General features: G+C 64.9%; 21 protein-coding genes. 10 read left to right on the forward strand and 11 right to left on the reverse strand.

The features are described 5' to 3' along the window. Positions 1 to 137: 137 nt before the first annotated feature. Complete coding sequence (locus V9F06_01100) at positions 138 to 1,331, forward strand: Fic family protein (GenBank protein MEI2616217.1); 1,194 nt, start codon at positions 138 to 140, stop codon at positions 1,329 to 1,331. A 125-nt stretch (positions 1,332 to 1,456) separates the two neighbouring features. Here V9F06_01100 and V9F06_01105 read toward each other — a convergent pair whose 3' ends face one another. From V9F06_01105 to V9F06_01115, 3 genes are all read right to left on the reverse strand, one after another. Next, on the reverse strand, positions 1,457 to 2,206 hold the full coding sequence (locus V9F06_01105) for a GNAT family N-acetyltransferase (GenBank protein ID MEI2616218.1): 750 nt from the start codon (positions 2,204 to 2,206) through the stop codon (positions 1,457 to 1,459). 10 nt (positions 2,207 to 2,216) lie between these two features. Beyond that, the gene (locus V9F06_01110) at positions 2,217 to 4,022 is read right to left on the reverse strand and encodes a M3 family oligoendopeptidase (protein ID MEI2616219.1); all 1,806 of its coding nucleotides are present in this window, start codon (positions 4,020 to 4,022) and stop codon (positions 2,217 to 2,219) included. Positions 4,023 to 4,100: 78 nt separating this feature from the next. Next, on the reverse strand, positions 4,101 to 4,883 hold the full coding sequence (locus tag V9F06_01115) for an alpha/beta fold hydrolase (protein MEI2616220.1): 783 nt from the start codon (positions 4,881 to 4,883) through the stop codon (positions 4,101 to 4,103). A 383-nt stretch (positions 4,884 to 5,266) separates the two neighbouring features. On the opposite strand from V9F06_01115, the gene V9F06_01120 reads away from it, so the two are divergent. The 3 genes from V9F06_01120 to V9F06_01130 are packed head-to-tail and all read left to right on the forward strand — an operon-like array spanning position 5,267 to position 7,280. Then, positions 5,267 to 5,563, forward strand: coding sequence for a PLD nuclease N-terminal domain-containing protein (locus V9F06_01120; protein MEI2616221.1), 297 nt, complete (start codon positions 5,267 to 5,269; stop codon positions 5,561 to 5,563). Then, positions 5,560 to 6,498, forward strand: a complete 939-nt coding sequence (locus V9F06_01125) for an ABC transporter ATP-binding protein (GenBank protein ID MEI2616222.1) — start codon at positions 5,560 to 5,562, stop codon at positions 6,496 to 6,498. Before V9F06_01120 ends, V9F06_01125 begins: the two co-directional genes overlap by 4 nt. After that, positions 6,495 to 7,280: an ABC transporter permease subunit gene (locus V9F06_01130; GenBank protein MEI2616223.1), complete on the forward strand. Its 786-nt coding sequence runs from the start codon at positions 6,495 to 6,497 to the stop codon at positions 7,278 to 7,280. The genes V9F06_01125 and V9F06_01130 overlap by 4 nt, the downstream gene beginning before the upstream one ends. Before the next feature lie 16 nt (positions 7,281 to 7,296). Here the strand turns inward: V9F06_01130 and V9F06_01135 are convergent, their stop codons facing one another. Next, on the reverse strand, positions 7,297 to 9,963 hold the full coding sequence (locus tag V9F06_01135; GenBank protein MEI2616224.1) for a phosphatidylglycerol lysyltransferase domain-containing protein: 2,667 nt from the start codon (positions 9,961 to 9,963) through the stop codon (positions 7,297 to 7,299). Positions 9,964 to 10,137: 174 nt separating this feature from the next. Between V9F06_01135 and V9F06_01140 the strand changes: the two genes are divergently transcribed. Continuing rightward, positions 10,138 to 11,046: a hypothetical protein gene (locus V9F06_01140; protein ID MEI2616225.1), complete on the forward strand. Its 909-nt coding sequence runs from the start codon at positions 10,138 to 10,140 to the stop codon at positions 11,044 to 11,046. Between the two features lie 9 nt (positions 11,047 to 11,055). Here V9F06_01140 and V9F06_01145 read toward each other — a convergent pair whose 3' ends face one another. Both V9F06_01145 and V9F06_01150 read right to left on the reverse strand, forming a co-directional pair. Then, positions 11,056 to 11,973 (reverse strand): PrsW family intramembrane metalloprotease, encoded by a 918-nt coding sequence (locus V9F06_01145; GenBank protein ID MEI2616226.1) that lies wholly within the window; start codon positions 11,971 to 11,973, stop codon positions 11,056 to 11,058. Between the two features lie 120 nt (positions 11,974 to 12,093). Continuing rightward, positions 12,094 to 12,261, reverse strand: coding sequence for a hypothetical protein (locus V9F06_01150; protein ID MEI2616227.1), 168 nt, complete (start codon positions 12,259 to 12,261; stop codon positions 12,094 to 12,096). 467 nt (positions 12,262 to 12,728) lie between these two features. Here V9F06_01150 and V9F06_01155 point away from each other — a divergent pair, with 467 nt between their 5' ends. Then, on the forward strand, positions 12,729 to 12,962 hold the full coding sequence (locus V9F06_01155; protein MEI2616228.1) for a hypothetical protein: 234 nt from the start codon (positions 12,729 to 12,731) through the stop codon (positions 12,960 to 12,962). After that, positions 12,962 to 13,402, forward strand: a complete 441-nt coding sequence (locus V9F06_01160) for a hypothetical protein (GenBank protein MEI2616229.1) — start codon at positions 12,962 to 12,964, stop codon at positions 13,400 to 13,402. Before V9F06_01155 ends, V9F06_01160 begins: the two co-directional genes overlap by 1 nt. On the opposite strand, the gene V9F06_01165 is transcribed toward V9F06_01160, so the two are convergent. From V9F06_01165 to V9F06_01175, 3 genes are read right to left on the reverse strand one after another with little or no spacing between them, the layout of a single operon-like run. After that, positions 13,399 to 14,367 (reverse strand): ribose-phosphate pyrophosphokinase, encoded by a 969-nt coding sequence (locus tag V9F06_01165; protein MEI2616230.1) that lies wholly within the window; start codon positions 14,365 to 14,367, stop codon positions 13,399 to 13,401. The two genes, V9F06_01160 and V9F06_01165, sit on opposite strands and share 4 nt — an antisense overlap. After that, positions 14,351 to 15,121, reverse strand: a complete 771-nt coding sequence (gene rnc, locus V9F06_01170; GenBank protein ID MEI2616231.1) for a ribonuclease III — start codon at positions 15,119 to 15,121, stop codon at positions 14,351 to 14,353. The genes V9F06_01165 and rnc overlap by 17 nt, the downstream gene beginning before the upstream one ends. A gap of 25 nt (positions 15,122 to 15,146) precedes the next feature. Then, complete coding sequence (locus V9F06_01175; protein ID MEI2616232.1) at positions 15,147 to 15,587, reverse strand: hypothetical protein; 441 nt, start codon at positions 15,585 to 15,587, stop codon at positions 15,147 to 15,149. Between the two features lie 192 nt (positions 15,588 to 15,779). Here V9F06_01175 and fabF point away from each other — a divergent pair, with 192 nt between their 5' ends. From fabF to V9F06_01190, 3 genes are all read left to right on the forward strand, one after another. Beyond that, positions 15,780 to 17,060, forward strand: coding sequence for a beta-ketoacyl-ACP synthase II (fabF, locus tag V9F06_01180; GenBank protein MEI2616233.1), 1,281 nt, complete (start codon positions 15,780 to 15,782; stop codon positions 17,058 to 17,060). A gap of 7 nt (positions 17,061 to 17,067) precedes the next feature. Further along, complete coding sequence (locus V9F06_01185; protein MEI2616234.1) at positions 17,068 to 17,706, forward strand: urea carboxylase-associated family protein; 639 nt, start codon at positions 17,068 to 17,070, stop codon at positions 17,704 to 17,706. Positions 17,707 to 19,287: 1,581 nt separating this feature from the next. Further along, on the forward strand, positions 19,288 to 19,896 hold the full coding sequence (locus tag V9F06_01190; protein ID MEI2616235.1) for a thioredoxin family protein: 609 nt from the start codon (positions 19,288 to 19,290) through the stop codon (positions 19,894 to 19,896). Between the two features lie 69 nt (positions 19,897 to 19,965). On the opposite strand, the gene V9F06_01195 is transcribed toward V9F06_01190, so the two are convergent. Both V9F06_01195 and V9F06_01200 read right to left on the reverse strand, forming a co-directional pair. Continuing rightward, on the reverse strand, positions 19,966 to 20,526 hold the full coding sequence (locus tag V9F06_01195) for a hypothetical protein (GenBank protein ID MEI2616236.1): 561 nt from the start codon (positions 20,524 to 20,526) through the stop codon (positions 19,966 to 19,968). Beyond that, positions 20,523 to 21,542, reverse strand: a complete 1,020-nt coding sequence (locus V9F06_01200; GenBank protein MEI2616237.1) for an asparaginase — start codon at positions 21,540 to 21,542, stop codon at positions 20,523 to 20,525. The genes V9F06_01195 and V9F06_01200 overlap by 4 nt, the downstream gene beginning before the upstream one ends. Between the last annotated feature and the right edge of the window lie 22 nt (positions 21,543 to 21,564).

Genomic DNA, 21,564 nt, shown 5'->3' on the forward strand with positions numbered 1-21,564 from the left:
ACGACCATGTGTTGTTATCGCGAACTTCAACACAGGCGCCAGAGTGGCATCCGTATTATAGTAGCCACCCACTTCCTATAATAGAATCGGTTTACCGAGCCGCTTATTATTGTCGGCCGTTATAAGGAGCTGGTTCCGTGACGCTTATTACGCGCGCGGGTAAATATGTGAGACAGCCGCAGGGATACCGGGCGTTCATATCGGCTCCCCTACCGCCCGACCCGCCGGTGACGGTCGATGCCACGATGCTTCGTTTGCTCTCGCGCGCGGACCAGGCTCTCGGGCGACTCGACGGGATAGCGCAAACACTGCCGAACCCCAACCTGTTTGTCGCGATGTACGTCAATCGCGAGGCAGTCTTCAGTTCGCAAATTGAGGGAACCCAGAGCACTCTCGACGATGTTCTGGAGTTTCAACTAGGCGCGACCGTGCGCGACCTGCCGACTGATGTGGAGGAGGTCGTCAATTATATCCGCGCCATGAACTACGGTCTCCAGCGTCTCGAGACGTTTCCTCTATCGCTCCGGCTGATCCGCGAGATTCACGCCGAACTGCTTCACGGAGTGCGAGGCCAGGATCGCACTCCTGGTGAGTTTCGCACGACCCAGAACTGGATTGGCGCTGCCGATTCGCCCCTCAGCCGAGCTGCCTTCGTCCCGCCGCCGGTCTCTGAGTTAAACGTCGTGCTCGGGGACTTCGAGCGATTCCTACATGCCGATCACGACTTGCCGATTCTGCTCGTCTGTGGACTGGCGCATGCGCAGTTCGAGACAATACACCCATTTCTCGATGGCAACGGACGGGTCGGACGACTGCTCATCACGTTCCTGTTATGCCAACGCGAAGTGCTGCATCGGCCGCTGTTGTATCTGAGCTACTTTCTGAAGCGCCACCGCACTGAGTATTACGACAGATTGATGGCAATCCGTGACTCAGGAAATTGGGAAGGATGGCTAGCGTTCTTTCTTCGTGGCGTCGCCGAGACGGCCGAGGAAGCCACACAAACGGTCCGCGCAATCGTGTCGATTCGAGAGCAGCACCGTTCATTGCTCCAGGAACAACATCTCGGGACCAACGCAGTGAAGCTACTCGATCTTCTGTTCGAAAAGCCGATCATCAACGTCGGCTACGCAAAGGAGCATATGAAGGTCTCGTTCGCAACAGCGAACAAACTGATCGATCAGTTCGTGACGCTCGGACTGCTCCATCAGATCACCCCTGGACCGCGTAAGCGTGTCTTCCGCTATGCTCCATACCTGACACTCTTTGACGAGCGAGCACCTGACGACGGTGAATCGGTGCCACCACAGCGGACGGTGTCTGAAAGATAACGACGCCACCTGTCGTCTGACGCCTCACCGACATGTACGAGCGCGGCATCCCACGCGACGCTAACTCCGTAACAATCGTCCTCTATCCGATCTGCCGTCACGATAATACGGAGCATCCGACATCGTTAACAGGTCGGAAATCTGGTTGGCGCCGCCCAGGTCCGCAGCGTGCAAGCGTAGACGAACCCCATCCGCAGGTAGACGGGGAGCCCCATTTCGGTGGCGGTGAGCGTGATCGCGATGCAGCCGCGCTGCCTGGCCGCGTCGATCGCCGCCCAGGTCATCGCTGTGCCGATCCCGCGGCGGCGGAACGCGTCGTCGGTGACGACGCCCATCACCTCGCCGACCGCGCCGAGACACGACACACGCGCCGCCGCAACTGGAGCGCCGTCGACGTATCCGACGAAGAGGGCGACATCCGGGTCGAGGGCCGCAGCAAGCGACGGAATATAGCGGCGCGGGGTGCGGGTGATCGCAAAGAAATCATCCAGGCCGCGCTGCGTCGCGACGCGCCGGATCGCCAGTTCCGGCGGCGGCAATGGGCTTGGCGGGATCGGCGCGAGAACGAGTGCCGGCTCCTCCTCGTCGACGATCCAGCCGCCGGCCCGCAGCGCATCGTCCAGTAGCGCGGCGCGCTCGACATCGAGCATGACGCCGTACACCGCGCCATCGTAATAGGCAGCCGCCAACGACAATAGCCGCCGCGATGTCGCCGGCCCGGTCACAATGACCACGTTGCCGTCTGGCCCCGGCTCGTCGCTGGCGACAAAAACCATGCCGTCGCGCTCCATCCGGCGGGCCGGGTGTGACTGATAGCGATCCAACGGCGATGGCGTCAGCAGCGCCACGTAGGCGACGGCACGGAGATCGGTCATCCCCTGCGCCTTATCCTTCATCCCCCGCAAGCTCGACGAAGCGGTCGATATCGGCGCGGATGATATCGAGGCTGGAGCGCCAGAAGTCGATCGAGCGGATGTCGATGCCGAAGCGGGCAGCCAGCGCGGCGGCGTCGGCGAGGCCGGTCGAGGCGAGCAGATCGTCGTAGCGTTCCCGGAAGCCCTCCGGCTCCTGCCGGTAGCGGGCGTAGAGGCCAAGGCCAAACAGTAGCCCGAACATGTAGGGGTAGTTGTAGAACGCTCGATCGCTGCTGTAGTAATGCGATTTGACCGCCCACATGTACGGGTGCAGCAGATCGGTGTCCAGCCCGTCGCCATAGGTCTCACGTTGGGAGGAGAGCATCGCCTCGTTCAACTCGTCGACCGATAGCTCGCGTTCGCGCCGGCCATCGAATACGGCCTGCTCAAACAGAAATCGGCTGGTGATATCCACCACGACCTGGGTGCTGCCTTGCAACGACGCCTCGAGGATCGCGAGCTGCTCCCCCGGGTCCGATGCGGCCAGCACTGCGTCGCGGATGATCGTTTCGCAGAAGATGCTCGCCGTCTCGGCCAGCGTCATCGGAGTCTGGCGCTGGAGTGGAGTGCGGCCGGCCAGGTTGAGGTTGTGGTACGCATGACCCAGCTCGTGGGCAAGCGTGCTCATCCCGGCGAAGGCGGGCTTGAAGTTCGCCAGGACACGCGACTCATCGGCCCGCAGCGGCATACAGAACGCCCCGTCGCGCTTGCCTGGGCGCGACTCGGCATCCACCCAACGCTCGGCGAATGCCCTCGCGGCCAGAGCGCCCATTCGCGGAGCGTAGCCGTTGAACTGCTCCACGACGAACGCGGTCGCCTCGTCCCACTGCCAGTCACGGCTGCTCGCGCCGACGGGAGCGAACAGGTCATACCAGGCCAGCCGCTCCAGCCCGAGCAGACGCGCCTTCGCACGGAGATAGCGGCGGAAGTCGGGGAACGCCTCGTGGGCGGCCGCCAGCATCGCGTCGAGCGTCGCGCGGTCAATGTGGCTGTCGAAGAGCGCGACATCCAGCGGGGAGTCCCAGCCGCGCCGGCCAGCGAGCGTGACGAACTCCCCTTTGATCGAGTTCAACGCGGCGGCGATCGGCATCTCGACGCGCTTCCAGGCAATTAGCTCCGCCTCATAGCCACGGCGACGTATCTCTCGATCGGACTCGTAGGCCAGGTTGCGGACTGCGCTCATCGGCAGTTCGGCAACGTCGCCATCGCGCTCGATTTCGACGAGAAGCTGCGACGACACATTACCCTGGAGCTTTCCCCAGGCTGACCCGCCGGAGAGATTCAGCTCGGCGGCAAGGGCCTCTTCGGCCGGCGACATCTGCCGGCTCGCAGCCTCGGCGGCATGGCGCAGCGCGAACTCGTGCGACCTGGCCACATCTGACATCGCCAACAGCGCATCGATATCCAGCGACCCGACCCAGGCGGTGAAGCGCGTTTCCAGCTGGGACAATCGCGCCAGGTGCTGCTCGAGCTGGGAGTAGGCGGCCTGCGCGGCAGTGTCACGCGAGTCGGTCGTCACGAAGCTGGCGAGATATGCGCCGAGCGTCCCGACCTCCCGCAAGACAGCGTTGAGCCGTGAGACCACCTCGTCGAACGACACGACGGCAGCGCCATCGGTCGCGAGATGCTCGTGCCGGCCGACATCGTGCGCGTCGAACAGCGCCGCCAGCCCGGCGATCGCGTCGATGGCAGACTGAAAGCCCGCGCGATACTCCGCCGAGTCGAGGCTCGGATAGACGACCGTCATGTCCCATCGGGGAAGCGGCTGAGTTGCCAAGAACACGCTCTCTTCCGTGAGGCTCCGCGGCAGCGCCCACATCGCGCGCCGCAGAACGAGGATACGACACGCGGGATGTCAGTCGTGCTCCTCGAGGATCCGCAGAAGGAGTGGTGTGACGGCGTCCGGTCGTTCCCATGCGGGGAACGCGCCGGCCCCGGGGATGAGGTAGCGGCGGGCGTGGGGCAGCTCGCGCTCCAGCTGCCGGGCAGTATCGAGAAATTCCGTCAGGTCATCCGCGCCATTGATCAGCGACACCGGCTGGCGCAAGCTGCCGAGACGATCGACGATCGGCGGGACCGGGGACTGGCCAGCGTCGGCGCGCCAGGGGGCTCCCGAGAACTCGTCCATGATCTCCCGCAATTCAGCGGCGTTCGCCTCGCGACGAACACCGTCGAAAAACGGCTGCTCGAACCAGCTGGCCCGCGCCGCGACAACTCCCCGATCCCGTGCGATCTCGCGCATGCGGATCAACGCGGCATCGTTTGGCGCCAGCGGCATTCCGGGGATCACGGCGCCCTCGAGGATGAGCGACGCCACCCGGTCGGGATGCTCCAGCGCCAGCAACAGCCCGACGCCAGCGCCGGTGTGGGTGCCGAGGATATGAGCGCTGGCGACGCCGAGTCGATCGAGCAGCCGGATGACATCGACCAGGTGCTCGACGGGGCCGTAAGCAATATCGATCGGAGAGGGCGATCCGCCGTGCCCACGCAGGTCGGCCAGGACGAGCCGGCACGAGGACGCAAGCGGCCCGCGCTGCCACCGCCAGTAGCGATGATCGTGGCTGAAGCCGTGCAACAGCAGCAGCCACGGCCCGTCACCTTCGACGACGGCGCGCAGATCAACCGGGTCGGGCTGCATCGGCATCTCCTCCTCGGCGCATATACCCACGATCTCAGTGTAGGCGACCGATGGCGCCGCGCGGCAACAGCCCACTCCGATTTGTCGACTCCGGGGTGATAACTCGATATACGATACTGATGTTATGTCGTATAATCATCCGGCGACGGTCTCACCCCACCGTCGTGTGAACCCCACCTCATCCCCACAGAGTCGCCCGCCGTGTTGGCGGGCGACTCTGCGTTTCCAGGCAAACTGCCGGCCGTGGCGCTCGATCGCCGGCTTCGCGGTTCGCCGGATTGACGCCGATCTGTCACCGCGCATTATCATGGTCGGCGGGTGACGCGAAGGACTACGTGCGCCATCCGCTGTGCGCCGAAAGAACGCGAAGGATGGGGAGTATCATGCTCAATATTCCAACAGCAGCCCTGATCGCCATCCTGGCGCTGGCTGCTGTCCAGCTGGTCGTTCAGATCTACGCGCTGGTCGATCTCGCCCGGCGGCGTCAGGTGACCGGCGGCAAGCGCTGGGTCTGGCTGATCGTCATCCTGTTCGCCAATCTTGTCGGCGCGATCGTCTATCTCGCCATCGGCCGCTCGGCCACGCCCGCCGCCGAGCCGGAGCACGAGCCCGGCGACAACGCTTCCGACCGCGCTCGCGCCGCCGCGGATCTGCTCTACGGGCCGGACAAACGTCGGTGACAGCAGCCACCGCGATCGAGATCCGCGGATTGACGAAGGTGTTCGGCGCCACTCGCGCGCTCGACGGCGTCGATCTCGACGTGCCGGCCGGCTCGGTCTTCGGCTTTCTCGGACCAAATGGGGCCGGCAAGAGCACCGCGCTGAATATCCTCGCTGGGCTTTCCCGGCCGACATCCGGGATGGCTCGCATTTTCGGTCACGACGTGACAGCTGCCCCAGATGCCGTCCGGGCATCGATCGGCTACCTGCCAGACGTGCCGGGCTTCTACGGCTGGATGACCGGCGTCGAGCTGCTGCGCTTCAGCGGCGAGCTATTCGGCTTGCGCGGGCAGGCGCTCGAAACGCGCATCGCGGCGCTGCTCGATCTGGCCGGGCTGACCGGCGTCGCCACTGCAGTCGGCGGCTACTCCCGCGGGATGCGCCAGCGTCTGGGGCTCGCGCAGGCGCTGATCAACGCGCCGCGGCTGCTGCTGCTCGACGAGCCGACCAGCGCGCTCGACCCGATTGGCCGCAAGGCGGTGCTGGATATGATCGCCGCGATGGCTGGGAGGACGACGATCTTCTTCTCGACCCATATCCTCGCCGACGTCCAGCGCGTCTGCGACCGGGTGGCCATCCTCGACCATGGCCGGCTTGTCATCGAATCGCCGATCGACGAGCTACTGAGCCGCGCCGGCCCGCGCGAGCTGCGACTGGAGCTCGGCACGCCGGAAGAGGCGGCGACGTTGGCCGGCGCCATCGTCGGGGCTGGCTGGCTGGCTGAACGTCATCTCGAGGGCGCGCGCCTGGTTCTAACGGTGACCGACCTCGACGCCGCGCTGCGGGCGACCCCACGATTGATCGTCGAGCGTGGGCTGCTGCTCCGCCGACTGGAGCCCGTCGAGGCGACGCTGGAGCAGGTCTTTGTCGACCTGATCGGGGAAGGCAGCCGGTGAGCGTCTTCAACGTCCTGCTGCGCAAGGAGCTCCGCGAGATTCGCCGGACCTGGCGTATCTGGGTTCTGCCGGCCATTCTGTTGTTCATTGCCATCACCAGCCCGATTCTGGCCCAGATCACTCCCGCCCTCGTCCGCTCGCTAGCCAGCAATCAACCCGGCGTTGTCATTGAGCTGCCCGATCCGACGCCGCTCGACTCCTATCGGCAGTTCGCCTCGCAACTCTCGCAGATCGGGCTACTGGCGTTGATCATCACGACGGCGGGGATCATCTCCTCCGAACTACGTTCCGGCACGGCGATCCTCGTCCTGACCAAGCCCGTCTCACGTCGCAGCTTCGTGCTGGCCAAGCTCGCCGCGCAGCTCGCGTTGTTGACCGGGGCGACGATCCTGGCGACGCTCGTCTGCTGGGTCGGGACGCTGGCGATCTTCGGCGAGGCGGCGATCGGTGAGCTGGCAGCAGCGACCGCGCTGTGGCTACTGGTCGCTGCCGGATTCCTCTGCCTGATGACGATACTCTCAACGCTGATCACTGCGCAGGCGGGAGCGGCCGGAGCAGGGATTGCTGCCTATTTCATCCTGTCGATTCTGGCCGGCTGGGGGCCGGCCCAACGCTGGACGCCGGCGGGGGCGCTCCGTGCTGTCGCGGCAGTGATCGACGGCGCCGCGCAGCCGCTCGTCGCGCCGGTTCTGACGACCCTGACGCTCGGCGCGATAGCCGTCGCCGCAGCTATCTACCGCCTCGACCGCTCCGAGCTCGCTGCTCGCGCCCGGGAGAGCTGAACGAGAGACAGTCCGATCAGCCGATGATGAATCGCCGGCGGTGCTCGCCCTGCCCCATCGCAATGTCCTCGCGTTCCGCATCGCGCAGGGCCTGCTGAACCAGCTTCTCGTCGCTCAGCTCGGTGACCCGCAGCAGCGCCAGCGCAATCCGCGGTAGCTGAACCTCCGAGGCGAAGACGATATAGCGTGGCTCCCAGCGTGGCTGGAACTTGTTCTTGTAATCACGCAGCCCCTTGTATGAAAAGAACCGGTTGAAGCGCTCGTAGAAGAGGTGAACCGCCCGCTCGGGGATCGTCGCACCCGGTTCAGTGCCAACCTCGGCGAACGGCGCCATGCCCAGTGAGAAGGTGCGATACCCCCGCTCACGAAGAAGCTCGATCAGTCGCACCTGCAGCACGTCCATCGAGCCGCTCGGCTCCTGCCGACGACGCATCAGGTCGATTGTCGCCTCCCCCTCGACGCCATCGGAGACGAGGTTGGTGAACGCGACCACCCGTCCGTCCGCATCCTCGATGGTCATGATCGGCGTCGAGCGGATGTAGGCATCACTGTACTGACCGAGCGTGAAGCTACGCTCACGCCGGCCGTCGATCGTCAGCCACTCGTCGGAGACCTCACGCACCCGTTCCAGAGTCGCGTCGTCCAGCGGCGCGTCGTGCCAGACCGCTCGATAATCATTCCGATCGAACTGGTTGACCGTCGCGCGCAAGTGCTTCATTGGCTTGCCCGACAGGCTGAACGTCGTCACGTCGACGATCGCGTCCTCGCCGATCTTCAGCATCGACAACCCGGCTCTGCGGTAGGCATCGCGTCGTGTCTCCGGCGTCTGGTGGAACGCAACGAGCCAGTCGTTGGCATCGCAGAAATCCAGGAACTCGGCCAGCACCCGGTCGAACTCCTCGTCGTCGGTCGCGACCGGATCGCCAAGCGCGATAGCGCACGACAGCGCCACCCGATACGCGATGACACCGTTGCCGGTGGATGAAAAGAAGATCGTCTTGTCCGGCCACGTCTTGAAGAAGTCCAGCGACGAGTCGCCATGCGCGGCGATCAGCGCTGCCGCGTGGGCGCGCTCGCGCGGCAGCGTTCGCCGCCGCCATACCACCGGCCGGATCAGCGAGAAGAGCGCGAAGGTCACCGACAGCACGCCGACAATCTGCAGTGAATCCAGGAACCAGTCTGCGTAGCGCGTGTGTGGGTGAAGACCAGTGCTACCGAGTGTGAAGAACTGGCGCAGCGTCTCGCGAACCGCTTCACCCAGCGTGAAATCGATCCTGAACGCTCGCTTGTCGATCAGAAAGAATCCCAGGGTTCCGTAGGCAACCGCGAACAGCAGACTCGCCACGAACTGGAGGATTCCCCGGCCGATCGTGGGCAGATCACTGCGGACGCGGAAATGGTGGCGTTCCACGACCAGCAACGCCAACGCCCCGATCGCAAGAGCAAGAGCAAATTCGTCGTCTCGTTCGACGAGATAGGTCGGGATCATGACAATCAGCATTACGGTGGAGACGATCCAGGCAATTCGTTTGCGTCGCCACAGCGACCAGGAGAGGAAGAGCAGAAAGAAGCCAGCAATCAGGGTGATGTGCCGCGAGAGATCGGCCGGGTCGGTCAGCGAGTAGTCGCGGATATGGTTCAACCGCCGCGAGAGGCTCGGCTCCAGGACGGACAGGACGGCAAGCAGGCCCGAGACGCCGGCCAGCACGGCCGGCAGCCGCTCGGTGACCCAGCGCACCTCGCGCTGCTGGCCGCCCTGCAGCACCACACCGACGACGAACGGCAGCCAGATATCGGCAATCCGATACAGGAGCACGGCGGCCAGCGCCTTGCCCGATGGCACCCCGAGGCCGGTCAGCGCAACTGTCATCGAGAGCTCGACGGCGCCGAGCCCCTGGAACACCGGCGCGATGAGCAGGAAGAGCGTGCCCACTGCGTAGCCCACCAGAGCCTCGCTGAGGGTTGCCTGCCAGCCAACGGCCCGAAGCGCGGCGAAGAGGACGCTGATCCCGACGATCTCGACCACCAGGTTGATCCCCAGCGGCGAGACAAGATCGCGCGCGCGGACGCCATGCTGATGCGATTGCGCGACGAAACCGCGCGCCCACTCTGCCAGCCCGCGCGATGGCAGCTTGTCCAGCAGCCTCTCGCTCGCCGCCGAGCCGCGCAGCAGGACGACGAGACCGACCATCAGCACCGCGACGATCACCAGCATCGCCGCCGACCCGATGACAATCAGCCTGGACAGGCTGCCAGCAACGGAGATCACAATGAGCGCCGGAAGCAGGACCAGAACGAACGACCCGTACCCGAGCACCGAATTGACCAGCGCGACAAAGAGCGCGTCGGACGAATCGACGCCGGACCGGCCAAACGCCCGAACCCCGGCATAGACCGATGCCGGCCCGCCTGCTGGCACAACCGTGGCGACAATTATGCGCTGGATCTGGGCGTTGATCAGAGCACGGACGGGGATTGGTGATCCGATGCGTTGCAGAATTGGCAGGAATGTGAGCCCGAGCACAACCTGGAGCAGCAGACCGCCGGCAATCGCCAACGCCAGCCAACCGGGCGCCGCCGTCCGTATCGCGCTAACAGCGTGGACGAGCTCTCCGCGTTCGCGCTGGATAAACAGCGCGAGAACCGCCGCTCCAACCAGCCACATGACGGCGGTCTTCGCCACAGATCGCAACCCCGGCCAACGAAGTCTGCTCTGGGCGGGTACGATATCCATCACAGCCTCGCCTGCGCGTACGATCGATCCGTGGGCAAACCAGAACCGCGGGAGCATCGCATCATGATACACACCCATCGCAGCCACATGGTCGCCACAGAGACCAGCAAGCAACCGACCCCAGTGCCAGTGAGCTTTCGCAACATCCCGTTCACGATCGTCTCGCTCATCATGATCCTCGTCGCCTCGACCGCTGCCGGGGTCATGAGCGGTCCGATATCTGAGACGCAGACCAACCGCTGGGGACTCGGCGACGAATCGATTTCCAGGCTGCGATTATGGGGACTGTTCACCGCCAACTACCTCATCGATAAGCCCGTCGCGATCATCTCGACGTTCGTGATGGTCATCGTCTTTCTTGGCTGGATCGAAATCCGTTATGGAACGATGGCGGCGGTCGCGACCTGGTTCACCGGCACATGGGTGGCGACGGTGGTGGCTGCGATCATCTGGTGGCCGTTTGCCCTCCTGGGTATTGCCCAACCGCTCGCCGATGTCGCGATACCTGAGGTCGGATCGTCGGCGGCGACGTGGACGGCGCTGGGGGTCGTGCTCGGCTGGCCGGGCAAATGGTCGAGAGGGTCATTGGTCGCCGGCCTTGCCTCCACCACATTTCTGACCGCTCTCCTCATCGATCACCGGACGTTCACTTCCGTCGAGCATCTCGTCGCGTTTGCGTTCGGCATGCTCGTCGTCGCGCCGATGCTGGCCGGCTGCGCTCGCCCGGTCTATCTGGATCCCGCGTTCGCCGCACGGTTCCTCGTCGGCTTGTCTGGCGTCACGGCATTGCTGACCGCCGTGTCCGTCGGCGGCACTGGCTGGCCCGTGATGGTGATTGCCGGGGTGGCGCTGGTCATTCTCGGCGTGTGGCCGATATCACCGATCCCAACGCTTGCGCTGCTCGCCGTTGGCGGCGTCGCGAGCGTCCTGGCGACGCCAAACCCGGCGACGATTGTCGTCTTCCTCGGGGCGGCCGCGATCCTGGTCTGGCCCGATATCTTCGACCGCGACATACTGCGGGGAGCGAGCTAAGCGGTTTCGTTACGACGCTGGTGACGGCGGCGTCTCTGCCTCAACGAGAGGCGCTGATCGCTGCTCCGCCTCCCGCACCCGCCGGATCAACAACGTCAGGCTTATGATGGCGATACCCAGACTGATCAGCTCGACACCGAGCCAGTCGACAAACGTCGGGCCACGCAGGCTATTGAACATGTCCCACAGCGCGTGTAAGACAACCGCCAGGGCGAAGGCCCCGACCACGGCACGGTTGATAACCGGCCGGCCCAGTCGCGCTCGCTCTCGCCAGAGGGTGGCGCAGATGAGGCCGGTCCAGGCTGCGTGCCCGGCCGGCGAGAGAAGTCCGCGCACGAGCAGTGTCTCTTCGAGGGTGCCGATATTGCCACCCGACTGGATGAACGCGACAAACGCGTACCCCATCGTCTCCAGCGCAGCGAAACCCATGCCGGCGGCGACGCCGAAGGTGATCCCGCTCATCTCGCTCCGGTAGCGACCCCGAATATAGAGGATCAGTGGCACAAGGAGCTTGGCGCTCTCCTCGATCACTCCAACCCCAAGGAGCGTCAGCGGCCCCAGATCGCGCAGCGTCCGGTACTCAAGGATCCCGGCAATGATCACGCCGCTAGCGCCACCCCACAGGAAACAGACAGCCACTGTCGACAGCGGCAGCGGGTCGCCCTGCGCACGCCCGCCGAGATACGAGACGAGCGTCACCGGCACAAGGAACGCGCCGACCAGGATGAGTGAGGGAATGAAATTCGGGTTCCGGGTGCTGACCATCGTCTTGTCGATCAGATAGAAGAGCACGAGGCCGCTGACGAAGATCTGGAACCAGCCGGCCCGAAGAACTCGCACAAGAAAACGTCCGTCTGTCCTTCGCGATTCCGGGGTAGCGGACGTGTCGAGGCTCATTGTCCCTGCCTGTCGATAGCGATCCGACATCTGGCCGCCCGTGCGTTGATCGACAAGCGAGCGGTGAACCCTACTATGGGCTATCCCGAGAACACGCACAACAGTTGCCAGCAGATGGGAAGCCGTAGCGACCGGGGCGTTGTCGCAACGTCAAGAATGTCGCAGGAACCGAAGGTAAATCAATGCGAACACCACGACGATCGCGATATTGCCGATGAGCCGTTTCCCGATCTGATGCCTGAGGAACAGGAAATCGACGGCAACGATCGTGACGATCATCAGCGCGACGAACAGCACATGCGAGGCTCTGATCTCCATTGTGCCTCCAGGAGCTGGTGGCCAGGCCGAACAGCCGACAATGAGCCCGACCACGGTGACAATACAGCGATCGCGCCGGCAGCGCTATTGGACTGTCAACGTCAGACTGTCCAATCGGCAGCCTGTCGTTTGTCCTGTCATTTTGAGCCTCAGCGAAAGATCTCCCACCCGTTCGATCCAGTCCAGCGCGGGAGAGATCCTTCGGCTGCGCGGGCGCCATCGCCCATGTATAGACCGGGGACATAGGTAACACCCGGGCAGAGGATGACAGATCGAAGGGGTGCCTGCCGCACCAACGTACTCGTCACTTTGACGTTGACAGCCCACTTTGGCCGGGCGGCCCGTCTCGTTCCCGATCGTGGGGGCTGGCCGAATCGTTCGATCTGCGGGTAAGATGAGCGGAGCGTCTCGTGGCAGCAACGCCGGGGACGCGAGCATGAGACAAACATCCAGAGGAGGGGGTTCCGGTGGGCAAACTGTTCCCGATCGCGCTGCCGTTTATCGCAGCCGGCACGGCGCTCATCATCGCCATCTCGATCGGCGTGGCCTTCCTGGCCATCACCGATGCGGCTGGCGCCAACGCCACGCTCGTCTTCGGCACGCTGCTGACGATCGCCGTCATGGTGGTCGCGGTGCTGATGTCGATCCGCGTTGAGAAGGCGTATCACGAGGGCACCGCAAAGCGTGCGCTCAGCGACTGATGAGCGATGAGCGTTCGCGACAGATCGCCGCGCTGGCCGAGCGCTTTCGCGACTATCTGACGCACCAGACCGACACCGATATCCTGGAGATCGAGGCCGTGGCGACCGACCACGGCCTCTGCATTATGGCATTCGACCGGCTCGATGTTGCGTTGGAGCTGCTGCTGGACATGGCCAGCGTCTATAGCGACGCTGGCCCGGCGCGCGGCGCGCTCGAGCCGCTGATCCTGCCGGCCGCCGCGCTGGCCGGCGAATACCTCCGGGCAGCCGGTCTGGCCAGCTGGCACGAGCCGGGAGAAGATGACCTTGCCATCGAGGCGCTCGTGATCGTCTCTGGCGCCACCGCGATCGACCTGGACGGCGTCGCCCGCGCCGCGCTCGCCTCCGGACGCCCCAGCCTCAGCGCTGTCGCCCGGCGGCTGGCCGACCTCGACCACTAGCGCACGACATCCACCGAGCGATAGGTCAACGCAACGCTGGCGCCAGTGTGGATACGCTGGATCGTCTCGCCGATCAGCGTCCCGACCGAGAGCACCTTCAGCTTGCTGATGCGCTTCTCCGGCGGGATGGTAACGGTGTTGGTGACGACAACCTCACGAATCGGCGAGGATTGCAATCGTTCGATCGCCGACCCGCTGAGGATGCCGTGGGTGCAACAGGCGTAGACCTCGGTCGCGCCGTTCTCGATGCAGACGCGCGCCGCCTGAACGATCGAGCCGCCGGTGTCGATCTCGTCGTCGACGAGGATGGCCGGCGAGCCCTGGACAGAACCGATCAGATTGAGCACTTCGCTCTTGTCATCGTTGCCGACACGCCGCTTTTCGATCACCGCCAGCGATGCATCGATCGCTTCGGCGAAGTTGCGCGCGCGCTTCGTGTTGCCCAGATCTGGCGAGACGACGACCGGGTTGCGCAGCCGCTTCTCGTTGAAGTAGTTCGACAGGATCGGGAACGCGCTCATCTCATCGACCGGGATGTTGAAGAACCCCTGAATCTGGCCGGCGTGCAGGTCGATCGTCAGGACGCGGTCGGCCCCGGCCACGGTGATCATGTCCGCCAGTAGCCGGGCGGTGATCGGGACACGCGGCTGATCCTTCTTGTCCGTCCGCCCATAGGCGAAGTACGGCAGGACGGCGGTGATCCGGCCCGACGAGGAGCGCCGCAGCGTGTCAATGATGATCAGGAGCTCCATGATCGAATCATTGACGTTGGCGCCGAGCGACTGGACGACGAAGACATCGTTCTCGCGCACGCTCTCGCCGATCCGGACGAAGATATTCTCGTTCGAGAATTTCAGGATCTCGATCCGGCCGGGCGGCAGGTCGATATGACGGCATATTTCGTCCGCCAACCCGGGGTTGGAGGTGCCGCTGAAGATCGTCAGCTGGTCATAAAGGCCGGCCATCGGTCTCGACAATCCCTTCTAGAGACAGGCGCTCCAGCGCGTCCCGCGCTGCATCCTGCTCCGCTGCGCGCTTGTTCGATCCGCTACCGGCGCCGAGAATTCGATCTCCCAACACCGCCTCAACAACAAATGTGTGTGCGTGGTCCGGCCCGCTGACTGACACCGTCTGATACCCCGGCGTCAGGCGCTCGCGATCCTGGATCAGCTCCTGCAGCCGCCCCTTATAGTTCATCGTCTCGCTATCGTCGATCACCCGGTCGGAGTCGGCGTCGAGCAGCGCGCAGATGAATTGCCGCGCGACACGGATGCCCCGATCCAGATAGATCGCGCCGAGGATTGCCTCGAACGCGCCGGCCAGGATACGCGGTCGCACCTCGCCGCCACTCCCCACCTCGCCCCGCGCCAGATAGATCAGATCCGGCAAGCCGAATCCGATCGCCCACTCCGCCAGCGTCTCGGTCCGCACCAGCGCGACGCGGTAGGAAGTCAGGTTGCCTTCCGGAAGATCGGGGAATCGACGGTAGAGCCAGTCGGCGGTGACCAGCCCGAGCAGCGCGTCGCCAAGAAACTCGAGCCGCTCGTTCGACGCGACGACAGTTGCCGCCGCATCCGCGCCCAGGTCATTGAGCCAGGAGCGATGGACGAGCGACAGCCTCAGCAAGTCCGGATCGCGAAAGACGACGCCGAGGGCAGTCATCGCCCGCTCGGCGCGGTCGTCATCCGGCAGGCTGAGCCTCAGATCACCGATCGTCACCCGGCCGCCTCCCGGCCAGACACCGTCACCCGGCTCGACCGAGGATGTCGCGCAGGTCGACACGCGCCTCGCGGGCCACGCGGTCGAGCGCCGTCCAGTCAACGGAGATTGTGTAGATATAGTGGCGCGCGTCGGTCTCTCGCGAGGTTGAGGTGGCGAGACCTGCGCGGACGAGGAACTGGATCAACGCCTCGGCCTGGCGATCCTGGTCGGGCTTGCGGTCGTCGAGCGAGATCGCGTTGCCGCCGGCCCGCCTGGCCGAATCGGCGCGGCGCAGCCCCTCGCGAAAGGCGACGGCCAGCGTGTCTGCCCGCTGCTCTTCCTCGCGCGCGGCGCGGCGTTGGCTGGCGACGATCTCGCCCGCCTCATCGGCAGCAGTCGCATCAAGCTCGATGCCGATGGCCTCCTGGCGCGCGAGGTAGTGTCGGCCGATGTATCGCAGCAGCTTCCCGACATCATCCGCCACAGGCGCCCCTTATCGCTCGTGCTCGCGTCGAGGAATCGCGGAGTTCTGCCTGCGGCCGCGCACCCGGCCGCCTCGGACACTCGCGATTATAAGAGGTTGTCGAAAGAGCCGGCAATTCGCCGACTACTCACGAGGGTGTCTGGTACGATCAGTTGCCATTCGGCCACCCAGGCAGGACGAGGATCGCACATCGTGACAGGCAAGGCGATGACGATGGAATCTGGAATACGACGCCGCGTTGTTGTAACGGGCGTCGGCGCGCTGACGCCGCTGGCCCAGGGCGCCGAGGCAAGCTGGCAGCGTGCGCTGGCCGGCGAATCCGGCATCTCCTGGATCGAACGTTGGGATCCGGGCGATTTCCCGGTCCGCATCGCTGGCGAGGTGAAGACAACACCGGAGCTGCCCTGGATCGACGCCAAGGCCGCGCGCAACGTCGCCCGCTACGCCCGCTTCGGGCTGGCCGCCGCCGCCGAGGCGTTCGAAGCGGCCAAGCTGGACACGACGGAGTTCGACCGCACACGGGCCGGGGTCATGCTCGGCACCGGGGCCGGCGGGATGGAATCCATCGTCGAGATGACGCGCACCTTCGACACTCGCGGCTACGGGCGCGTCTCGCCGTTCTTCATGACGACCTTTCCCCACAACATGGGCTCCTATCACATCGCCCAGGCGTTCCAGCTCCACGGCCCGAATGCGACGGTGTCGACTGCCTGCGCGACGGGCGCCCAGGCGATCGGTGACGCATTCGACGTCATCCGGCGGGGCCAGGCAGACATCATGGTGGCCGGCGGGGCCGAGCATGCCGTCTTCCCGCTCTTCGTCGCCTCGTTCATCGTCCAGAAGGCCACCTCTCCGCGCAACGACCCGCCCGAGCGGGCCAGCCGGCCGTTCGATGCAGGCCGCGACGGCTTCGTCATCGGCGAAGGGGCCGGCGTCCTTGTGCTCGAAGAGATGGAGCACGCGATCGCGCGCGGCGCAACGATCTACGCCGAGATCCGTGGGGCCGGCACCTCCAACGACGCCTATCACCCGATCGCTCCCGATCCAGACGGCCGCGGCGCGGCCCAGGCGATCACCGCCGCGCTGGAGGATGGCGGCATCGACCCCGCTGAGGTCGATTACATCAACGCGCACGCTGCATCGACCCCGTTGGGCGACGCCGCCGAGACGCTCGCGATCAAGCGCGCGCTTGGCGAGGAGAACGCTCGGCGAGTGGCAATCTCGTCCACCAAGTCAATGACCGGCCATATGATGGGCGCCACCGGCGGCGTCGAGTCGGTCATGACCGTCCTCAGCATTCGCGACGGACGCGTGCATCCCACGCTCAACTACGAGACGTCCGACCCGGCCTGCGACCTGGATTACGTGCCGGGCAAGGCTCGGGACCTCAACATCCGTGTCGCAATCAAGAACTCCTTCGGGCTGGGTGGGCAGAATGCCTGCGTCGCCTTCAGCAAGTGGACGGGAAGCTAGCAACCCAATGACGATCACCAGCACCGATAACCCTCTCATGGGGCGCATCCCCCGCCGCGCCGCGCAGGTGCGGCCGGCCAAGGCGCAGGCGTTCGAGGTGAACCAGGATCAGTTCCTGCAGATCACCGACATGAATGGCAAGCAGGTCGCTTGCGTCATTCTCTTCAACCTGCAGGACTTCGACGAGATGCTCTCGGTCGCGCAGACCCGCTCCGCCAACAACTCGCTGATGTTGCGGCGCGACGATGGCATCTATTCCAATCGACGCGAGCGGATGTTCACGGTGATCCAGGACACGGTCGGCCGGCACGACATGCTGATGCCAACCTGCAACGCGCGCCGCTACCTCGATGACTACGGCATCCAGGGCCATCTCAACTGCCACGACAACTTCGTTACCGCGATCCGGGAGCGGGGCTACGACATCGACCCCGACCGCATGCCAGATCCGATCAACTTCTTCATGCACGTGGCGTTCAAGGGCCGCGGCGAGCTGGACATCCGCGAGCCGCTCTCGCAACGCAACGACCACGTCCTGCTCAAGGCACACATCGACACGCTCGCCGTCATCTCTGCCTGCCCGCAGGATCAGAATGCGACCAACGCATTCGACCCGACCGATATCCTCGTGCGCGTCTACGCCTGAGGAGCCAGCCGCCGGCTTCTCGCGGCGTGCCACGGCCATCAAGCACCCCCGGCCAGCCCGGAGATCATTGCGCGTCCGGCTGGCTGTCGCCCCTACGTACATCGACTAGCATGAAGTGTCACGATGACAGCCGTCCTTGCGCCCTGTCATCCACTTTTTAGGCGATGCCGCCCGCACGGCGAGGAATCTCCCTCGCGCTGGGCGCGTTCGGACGCCGGAGAGATCCCTTGCCTGCGGCCTCAGTAGTTGACCGCAGTGAATGTGTCAGGCCGGCCGCTTCCCATTTCTCTGTCATCCTGAACGGAGTAAAGGATCCGGTTCCCTGCGTTCGGTCACAGCCGCCGGGGAGGAACGGATTCTTCGCTGCGGCTCAGAATGACAGAAGCGGGGAACCCACGAGAATGACAGGATCACTGCGGTCGACTACTCAATGCTCCGACCAGCGTGATGTGTCCTGTACTGTGGTGCGACAGGCGCCACCGCTCGTTGTCATTCCGAGCCGCAGCGAAGCATCTCCTCCCGCTGGATGCATTCAGACGCAGGAGAGATCCTTCGGCTGCGGCCTCAGGATGACAAGGTGCGGGGAGGCTGTGTCCTGTATTGTGGTGTGACAGGCACCACCGCTCGTTGTCATTCCGAGCCGCAGCGAGGAATCTCCCCTGGCTGGGTAGAGTCGAACGCAGGGAGATCCTTCGGCTGCGCGGGCGCCCTCCGGGCAGAGGATGACAAGGGACAGGGAGGCTGCCAACCTGACACTTCATGCTGGCCGGAGCACTCAATGCTCCGACCAGCGTGATGTGTCCTGTACTGTGGTGCGACAGCCACCCCGGCCGTTTGTCATGCTGAGCCTCAGCGAAGCATCTCCTCATGCTGGATGCATTCAGACGCAGGAGAGATCCTTCGGCTGCGGCCTCAGGATGACAAGGTGCGGGGAGGCTGCCAACCTGACACATCATGCTAGTCGAAGCACTGAGGCGGCAGCCGCGGACGTCTGAGGGCACTGTTTTCAGAAACCCCTTGACAAGCTGGCAAGTGTACGTACAATAGTGGCAACGATGTACGTACAGCGCCCCGATCGACCGGAGTGGTTCTGGTCGGATTGGGGGCACCGCCCGACGGCGGTGACCTGGACGCAGCGGGCCGCCAGTCCGCGCACAGCCAGGCGCACGTCGTCTGGAGCTTCGAGGCGCGAGACTCGCGCGAGGAAGCCGGGCGGACGGCATCGGGATGGGCCGGCTGGAATCGACGGATGCGTCTTCCCGGGATGCGTCAGTCATTCGCGCCGGAGCAGCGGCCGGACGTCGGGACGCGACAGACGGCAGGTCACCCAGGTGGCTCGGCTCCCGCCTTATCCCTCGCCGGTGAGGCGGGCGGCGCGGGCCGATGGCCGGCCGCGGATCCCCATCCTCCACCATCGCAATTCTCTTCCCTCCCTCCCTGTACCCGGGGCCGTCCCAGCGGCCCCATTTTCTTGTGCGTTGCATGGCGACGGAATATGTCCGCCCACAATGTGGTTAGGTTGGATGAACGCCGCGGTCGTGTGGTGACGTGAGATAGACCCCGGAGGAGGGAATCGCCAGGATGTCGATCAGCAAGGAACAGTTCGAAGGCGGGATCTCGGTCGACGCATTCGTCGATCAGATGAACGTCAACAAGGAAAAGTTCATCGAGAATATCGAGGCGTTCAACGTCACCGATGAGGATCGTGCGTTCTTTGCCGACCACCCGGTGTCAATCGCCGCGTTCGGCGAAGACTGGTGCACCGACGTGATCCAGTTTCTGCCCGTCGTCGCGAAGCTCGCCAATGACGTGCCATCGGTCACGCTCCGCGTCTTCAAGCGCGACGACAACCTGGACCTGATGCAGCCCTACCTGAAGGAGGGCAAGTATCAGTCGATCCCGGTCTTCGTTGTCTATGGCGCTAACTGGAACGAGCTCGGACACTTCATCGAGCGGCCGGCGGCAGTCACCGCCGAGATGGCCGTCGAGACACGACGCTTCGCCCACGAGAACGCCCACCTCGAAGGCATCAATCGCACCTACGAGCACATGCCCGAGGAGACGCGCCAGGCAGTGCGTGAGAATTCATCGCGCTTCCGCTGGGGCAGCATGGACGCCTGGAACCGCATCTTCGTCGACGAGCTGAAGGCCCTTGCCGCCAGCGGCGCGACCGCCGGAGTAACGGCGTAGGATAGCGCGTCACCTCCGCACACCTACTGCGGCCCCCTGCTCACGAAAACGGGTCCGCAGTGATATTCGTCACTCCCACAGCCCCATCTCGACCGCGACCTCGCGGACAGCTGGGGCTGTATTGCCGTCCGCGACGCTGCGCTTCATAAGATCCCAGGCGCGCGACTCGAGGGACGGAGAGATGTCCTGCAAGCGTAGCCGACGTGGGTCGAGGTCGTGGATGCGGACGCGCTCGAGCCCGTCGGCGTCCTTGAGGATGCGCAGCTCGTCGCTCCAGTAGTCGATCAGACGGTCGGGGCACTGGTGGCCGACGCAGAGCTCGGCGACAAAGCTAAGGTCGAGTCCCGCGGCAGCGGCGGGGCGGACGTTGGCGAACTCCGCCAGCACCCACGCGGATGCACGGACGCCATGGTCTCGATCGCCCCCGTCGGTCCAGCGCTTGATGTCGTGCAGGCCGGCCGCCCAGAACAGCTCCTCACGGCGTAGCGCTTCTGGAAATCGGTCAGCGATCTGGGCCGACCAGACCAGCACACGCGTGATGTGTCCGATGCCGTGCATCCCGGCGTAGTCGCGCGTCCTCTGCCGATCGAACCAGGCCCGCTCGGGGATGTACTGATCGAGCGCGCTCATCCGACGAACCGCAGGTCCAGTGTCGAGCGGATATCGCCGACGTGCTGGTGGCGGTTGGACTCCAGCCGTTCGCCGAATGCCGCCGCCAACGCGGTATCCTCGCCGGGCTTCAACGCGTCCAGCCGCCTCAGCAGGTCGCGGACGATCACGCCGTGGGCGCGGAACGACCCGTCCTCGAGCTTGACGGTGACACCGAGACCCTTGTCGCGGATCGCCAGACAGACCACCCCCTCGGCGCCATCCTTGGCCAGCACACGGCCGCCGGTGACATCCATCAGGATCGTGTTCAAACCCGCCGTGCCGGCCACCATGAACGGCTCGCGACCCATCGCCTCGCCGATTCGGCGGATTGCCTCGCGGTGCTCGGCCGGGGCGCTGTCCGGGTCGGCGATCCGCGCCCAGCCGGTCGCGACATTGCGGATCGGCGCGGCGAAGGCCGGCAGCGTGCAGTTATCGAGCCCTGCCACCAGCTGGTCCTCCGGCACGTCCCAGTATTGCGCGACGATCGAGCGGATCGCCCGCTGGTGCGGGTGGTCGGCGGCATCGTAGGTCTCGGTTGGGTATCCCAGCGCGACGCAGGCGGCCAGCATCCCGGCGTGCTTGCCCGAGCAATTCTGAGCCAGCCGTTGGGCGACCTCGTCGCCAGCCTCGGCCAGTCGCTCGCGCTCGGCGTTATACGGTGGATCGATCGCGCCGAGCAGCGCAGTCGCCGGCTGGCCGATCTTCGCCAGTATCCCCGCGACTGTCTCACGGTGTCGCCGCTCGCCATGGTGCGAGCCGCAGCAGATCGCCAGCTCCTCGTCGCTGAACGCAAACCGGTCTGCCGCGCCGCTCTCGACGACAGCCACCGCCTGGAACGGCTTCATCGCCGAGCGCGGAAAGGTGAGCTGCTCGGGATCGCCAGCGTGTGCCACCAGCGTCCCATCCCCCCGCGCGACCGCCACCCAGCCCCGGTGTCGGCTCTCAGGCGTCCCATTGCGTGTCAGCTCTGCAAGGATCGGTGGCATATCACTCATCCCTTTTGCCTCATCTCTCATC

Source organism: Thermomicrobiales bacterium (assembly GCA_037045155.1).
Lineage (GTDB): Bacteria > Chloroflexota > Chloroflexia > Thermomicrobiales > CFX8 > JAMLIA01.